The following is a 5,853-nucleotide window of genomic DNA, read 5'->3' on the forward strand; positions in this document are numbered from 1 at the left end:
CCCCGCACAGGGGCGACGCGTGAAGCTAGATAACGAATCGCGGATGCCAGCGAAAGCAAAAGCAAAAGCAAAAGCAAACCAAACAGCGTCGCAGACAAGAAACCCAAAAACCCGTCACAGACACAAACCACTGTCATACTACCCATAAGGGAGACAGGCGAAGACAGTCCCGCGACGCGATCGACGCCCCATTACGCATAACGCGCATCAGCACGCGCCGTTCCGCTTGCTCCCTGAATCAACAAGCCGGGCCCGCGAATTGCGGGCATTGTCCGCTGTCGATGGTGGGAGGCTCACAACCATGTTGATCCGCTTCAGCCGTGCTGTGTTTGCTTCAGCTCTGGGATTCTGCTGCTCGCTGCCCGTCCTGCTCGTTCCCCTATCCGCGAACGCCGCGCTAGGCGGAGATCCAATGGCGCCGCCCGCAGGGTCCAGCGCTACCACCCGCACCATTGCCGCGCCATCGTCGAATGGCATTGCAGTGATGCGCAGCGCGTCATCCGCCAGTTCGGGGGCCGCAACACCTTCCTCCTCGACCGGCGCATCGGCGTCGTACACCGTCCGGCAAACGACGCTCGGCAACGGCACGGTGATCCGCGAGTACATCTCGGCGGCGGGCAGCGTGTTCGGCCTCGCATGGAGCGGACCGCAAATGCCCAATCTGTCCGAGCTGCTCGGCAGCTATTTCCCGCAATACGTGGCAGGCGTGACCAGCGCGCGTCAACTGCGCGGCGGCGGCCACGGCCCGGGCATCGTGCAGGACAGCGGACTCGTCGTGCATTCGGGCGGCCACATGGGCGCGTTCTCCGGCCAGGCCTATCTGCCGCAGGCATTGCCCGCCGGCGTGAGCGGCACCGACATCCAGTGACGACGGGAGATCCATCATGCGATTTGCGTTGAAGCTCGAAGCGTGCGCCAGCGTCGTGAAGGCCGTGCTCGCCGTGTCCGTCGTCGCGATGACGGCATTCGTCGCCGGCTGCGGCGGCGGAGGCGGCGATTCGTCGTCGTCTTCGTCGAACAACAACAGCAACAGCGGCCCCAACCAGCAGCCGATCGCCGCGAATGCGGCAAACACGGTGGCCGTTTCCGTGGGACGGGGTGTCGCGGGCATCATCAATATTCCGACCGTTTCCGTGACGGTCTGCGCGCCGAACTCCACAACCAACTGCACGACCGTCGATAACGTGCTGCTCGACACCGGCTCGTTCGGCTTGCGCGTCATCAATTCGGCACTCGGCTCGCTCGCGAACTCGCTGCCCGTCCAGCAGGCCACGGCAGGCGGCCAGCTCGCCGAATGCACGCACTTCGCGGACGGCTTCACGTGGGGCACGACGCGCACCGCGACCGTCAAGATCAGCGGCGAAGTGGCAAGCAACATCCCGATCCAGGTTATCGGCGACATGGCCGATTCGACCATTCCCGCAAGCGGCTGCGTTAACGGCGCGAACGAGAACACGGCCAGCGCGCTCGGCGCAAACGGCATCCTGGGCCTTGGCGTTGCGCCCGTCGATTGCGGTGTGGCCTGCTCGGTGCAGGCCAACGTTGCACAGTTCAGCAACTATTACGCATGCCCGAACGGCACGAACTGCACGCGCACGCTGGCCGAGACGGCGAAACAGGTGGCCAACCCGATCCCGAACTTCCCCGTCGACAACAACGGTGTGATCGTGCAGATGGCGCCGATTTCGTCCAGCGGCGCGGCGACGGCGACGGGAACGGTCGTATTTGGCATCGGCACGCAGTCGAACAACGGCAACGCGGCCGCCACGACCTATACGACCGATGCGTCCGGCGACCTCGTCGCCAGCACGTTCAACGGTTCGACGATCCGCACGTTCATGGATTCGGGCTCGAACGGCTACTTCTTCCAGGACAACTCGCTGGCGCTGTGCGGCGGCAACCTGGCGTCGTTCTATTGCCCGGGCTCGACGCAGCAGCGCACCGTGAACCTGGTCGGCGCAAACGGCGCGACGGGGGCCGTGACGATCAACATCGCGAACGCGCAGACGCTGCTCAGCAACGCGAACAACTACGCGTTCAACGATCTCGGGGGGCAGATCGGCTCGCTGAGCGCGTTCGACCTCGGCTTGCCGTTCTTCTTCGGGCGTTATGTCTACTACGGCGTCGACAAGCGCGCGACGGGCGGCGCGGCGCCATTTGTCGCGTTCTGACGCCGCTGCCTGCTGGCCGGGTTTCCGGCCGAATTTCGATGCCGGCGCGGCGGACCGCTCCCCGGCGGGCCGCCGCGCGTCGCGCCATGCCCGCCCGGGAAGCCGGCGGCGCGCCCTTGCGCCGTCCATCGGTTGAAATACCCCGGTTTCCCCGCCCTTATCCGCCAATCGCCACTCGACGTCTGCAGGAATAATCGCTCTCACTGAAAAAGGGCATGGTGCCCGACTAGCTGGAGAGCGCATTGGCAGAGGATAGCGACCTCGAAAAAACCGAATCAGCCACTCCCCGGCGCCTGGATAAGGCGCGGGAGGAGGGGCAGGTTGCGCGTTCGCGGGAGCTGGCGACGTTCGCGCTCGTCGCGGCCGGGTTTCTCGGCGCGTGGGCCATGTCCGACATGATCGGTGAGCACGTGCAGACGATGCTGCGCACCGCCTTCACGTTCAACCACGACACGGTCTTCGACCAGAAGCGCGCGCTGGCGAGTGCCGGCACGGCGGCGCGCGAGGGCGGCTTCGCGCTGCTGCCGCTGCTCGTGCTGACGGGCCTCGCGGCGCTGCTCGCGCCGATGGCGCTCGGCGGCTGGCTGCTGTCGACCAAATCGCTCGCGCCGAATTTCGAGCGGCTGAACCCGGTCACGGGCCTTGGCCGCGTCTTTTCGATCAACGGCGTGATCCAGCTCGGCATGTCGATGGCGAAGATCCTGGTGGTCGGGGTGATCGCCGCGACGGCGATCTGGCACCGGCGCGACGACATGCTCGCGCTGGCGACGCAGCCGCTCCACATCGCGCTGTCGAATGCCGGGCATCTGGTTGCCGTGTGCTGCGCGATGACGGTCGCGGGCATGTTCGTGATCGCCGCGCTCGACGTGCCGTATCAACTGTGGAGCTTTCACAAGAAGCTGCGCATGACGAAGGAAGAAGTGAAGCGCGAGCACCGCGAAAGCGAAGGCGATCCGCACGTGAAGGCGCGCTTGCGTACGCAGCAGCGTGCGATGGCGCGGCGCCGGATGATGGCGAACGTGCCGAAGGCGGATGTCGTCGTGACCAACCCGACGCACTTCGCGGTCGCGCTGCAATACACGGACGGCGAAATGGGCGCGCCGAAGGTGGTGGCGAAGGGCGTGAACCTGGTGGCCGCGCGCATCCGCGAACTGGCTGTCGAGAACAACGTGCCGCTGCTCGAAGCGCCGCCGCTCGCACGGGCGCTGTATCACAACGTCGAACTGAATCGCGAGATTCCGGGCGCGCTGTACGGCGCTGTGGCGGAGGTGCTGGCGTGGGTCTATCAACTGCGCCGCTTCAAGGAAGACGGCGGCGTCGCGCCTGTCGCGCCGAAGGATCTGGAAGTGCCGGCGGAACTGGACAAGGGCGGCGTGCCGGACGACGACGCCGACCAGGAAGCTGCCGATGCGCTCGGCGGCGACAATCAAAGTAATGGAGTATCAGCATGAACGCGCGCGCGGGTTTCCTTTCACGACGGCCGGACGCGCTGAGCGGCACGAACTTGCGGGCGCTGGCGGGCCCGCTGCTGATCTGCATGATCCTCGGCATGATGATCCTGCCGTTGCCGCCGTTCCTGCTGGATCTGCTGTTCACATTCAATATCGCGCTGTCGATCATGGTGCTGCTCGTCAGCATGTACACCATGAAGCCGCTCGATTTCGCAGCCTTCCCGAGCGTGCTGCTGTTCTCGACGCTGCTGCGGCTGTCGCTGAACGTCGCATCGACGCGTATCGTGCTGCTCGAAGGCCACACCGGCCCGGGCGCGGCAGGCGCGGTGATCGAGGCGTTCGGCCACTTCCTCGTGGGGGGGAACTTCGCGGTCGGTATCGTCGTGTTCGTGATCCTGATGGTGATCAACTTCATGGTGATCACGAAGGGCGCGGGGCGTATCGCGGAAGTGTCCGCGCGCTTCACGCTGGACGCGATGCCCGGCAAGCAGATGTCGATCGACGCCGACCTGAACGCCGGCATGATCAACGAGGACCAGGCCCGCAAACGCCGTCTGGAAGTCGGGCAGGAAGCCGAGTTCTACGGCTCGATGGACGGCGCGAGCAAGTTCGTGCGCGGCGACGCGATTGCCGGTCTGCTGATCATGGTGATCAACATCATCGGCGGGCTGATCGTCGGGGTCGTGCAGCACGGCATGGACTTCGCCGACGCGGGCAAGACCTACACGCTGCTGACCATCGGTGACGGTCTGGTCGCGCAGATTCCGTCGCTGGTGATTTCGACGGCAGCGGGCGTGATCGTGTCGCGCGTGGCGACCGACGAAGACATCGGCACGCAGCTGACGGGCCAGCTCTTCACGAACCCGCGCGTGCTGATGATCACGGGCGCGATTCTCGTGCTGATGGGTTTGATCCCTGGCATGCCGCACTTCGCGTTTCTGCTGCTGGGTGGCGGCGCGATCCAGCTTGCCCGCACGATGAAGAAGCGCGCGGCGCAGAGCAAGACCTCGACGGCCCTCGCCGAAGTCGCGCCGCAGGCGCTCACGCCGGCGGATGGCGCGGAAGCCAGCTGGGACGACGTGACGATGATCGACGCGCTGGGGCTTGAAGTGGGTTATCGGCTGATTCCGCTTGTCGACAAGAACTCGGATGGCGAGTTGCTCAAGCGCATCAAGAATATCCGCAAGAAGTTCGCGCAGGAAATCGGCTTTTTGCCGCCGGTCATTCATATTCGCGACAATCTGGAGTTGCGGCCGAACGGTTACCGGATTGCGCTGAAGGGCGTGGAAGTGGGCGTCGGCGAGGCTTATCCGGGGCAATGGCTGGCGATCAATCCTGGGCAGGTGACGGCCGCGTTGCCGGGCACGCCGACTACCGATCCTGCGTTTGGCCTGCCGGCGATCTGGATCGATACGAATTTGCGTGAACAGGCGCAGGTGTACGGCTACACGGTGGTGGACTCGAGCACGGTCGTCGCGACGCACCTGAATCACCTCGTCGTCACGCACGCGGCGGAGTTGCTCGGCCGCCAGGAAGTGCAGGCGCTGATCGAGCGGATGCAGAAGGATGCCGCGCCGCTGGTCGACGATGTGGTGCCGAAGATGTTGCCGGTTGCCACGTTGCAGAAGGTGCTGCAGAACCTGCTTGAAGAGGGTGTGCCGATCCGGGATATGCGGACGATTCTCGAAGCGCTGTCGGAGCATGGGTCCAAGATTACCGATCCGCATGATCTCACCGCGGCTGTGCGGCTATCGCTTGGGCGCGCGATCACGCAGCAGTGGTTCCCTGGCAATGGCGATATTCAGGTGATGGGGCTTGATGCGCATCTGGAGCGGCTGTTGACGCAGGCGCTCGCGACGGGGGCGAATCCGGGTCTTGAGCCGGGCCTCGCGAATACGCTGTTGATGGAAACGCAGAAGGCGATGACGCGGCAGCAGAATATGGGGCTGTCGCCGGTTATGCTTGTGCAGCATTCGCTGCGGGCGATGTTGGCCAGGTTTTTGCGGCGTAGCTTGCCGCAGTTGAAGGTGCTTTCTTATGCGGAAGTGCCGGATACCCGGCATGTTAGGGTTGTTAATGTGGTTGGGACGTAAGGGTTTGGTTTTTGGTTTTTGGTTTGTCTGCGACGCTGGGTGGTTTGCTGGCGTTTGCGCTGGCATCCGCGTTTTGCTTTTGCTTGCGCTGGCATCCGCGTTACGTTAGCTCGCTTCAAGCGTCGCCCCTGTGCGGGG

Annotated in this window: 4 protein-coding genes; all 4 read left to right on the forward strand. The window is 64.6% G+C overall.

Going from position 1 to position 5,853, the window contains the following annotated elements; translation table 11 throughout:
- Positions 1-301 precede the first annotated feature (301 nt).
- The 4 genes from KFO72_RS41035 to flhA all read left to right on the forward strand — a co-directional run bounded on the left by KFO72_RS41035 (position 302) and on the right by flhA (position 5,715).
- On the forward strand, positions 302-868 hold the full coding sequence (locus KFO72_RS41035) for a DUF2844 domain-containing protein (protein ID WP_225034493.1): 567 nt from the start codon (positions 302-304) through the stop codon (positions 866-868).
- Positions 869-884: 16 nt separating this feature from the next.
- Positions 885-2,171, forward strand: coding sequence for a DUF3443 domain-containing protein (locus tag KFO72_RS41040; RefSeq protein WP_225034494.1), 1,287 nt, complete (start codon positions 885-887; stop codon positions 2,169-2,171).
- 242 nt (positions 2,172-2,413) lie between these two features.
- Positions 2,414-3,622 carry a flagellar biosynthesis protein FlhB gene (gene flhB / locus KFO72_RS41045; protein WP_225034495.1) on the forward strand — a complete coding sequence of 403 codons (1,209 nt, stop codon included), beginning with the start codon at positions 2,414-2,416 and terminating at the stop codon, positions 3,620-3,622.
- A complete protein-coding gene (gene flhA, locus KFO72_RS41050) occupies positions 3,619-5,715 on the forward strand; it encodes a flagellar biosynthesis protein FlhA (protein ID WP_054929264.1) in 2,097 nt (698 codons plus the stop codon). The genes flhB and flhA overlap by 4 nt, the downstream gene beginning before the upstream one ends.
- Positions 5,716-5,853: the final 138 nt, after the last annotated feature.

The sequence above is a fragment of the Paraburkholderia sp. XV genome (assembly GCF_020177535.1).
Classification (GTDB): Bacteria; Pseudomonadota; Gammaproteobacteria; order Burkholderiales; family Burkholderiaceae; genus Paraburkholderia; species Paraburkholderia caribensis.

Coding starts and splice junctions, on each gene's coding strand:
- KFO72_RS41035 (WP_225034493.1), top strand. CDS start 302: ATGTTGATCCGCTTCAGCCGTGCTGTGTTTGCTTCAGCTCTGGGATTC.
- KFO72_RS41040 (WP_225034494.1), top strand. CDS start 885: ATGCGATTTGCGTTGAAGCTCGAAGCGTGCGCCAGCGTCGTGAAGGCC.
- flhA (WP_054929264.1), top strand. CDS start 3,619: ATGAACGCGCGCGCGGGTTTCCTTTCACGACGGCCGGACGCGCTGAGC.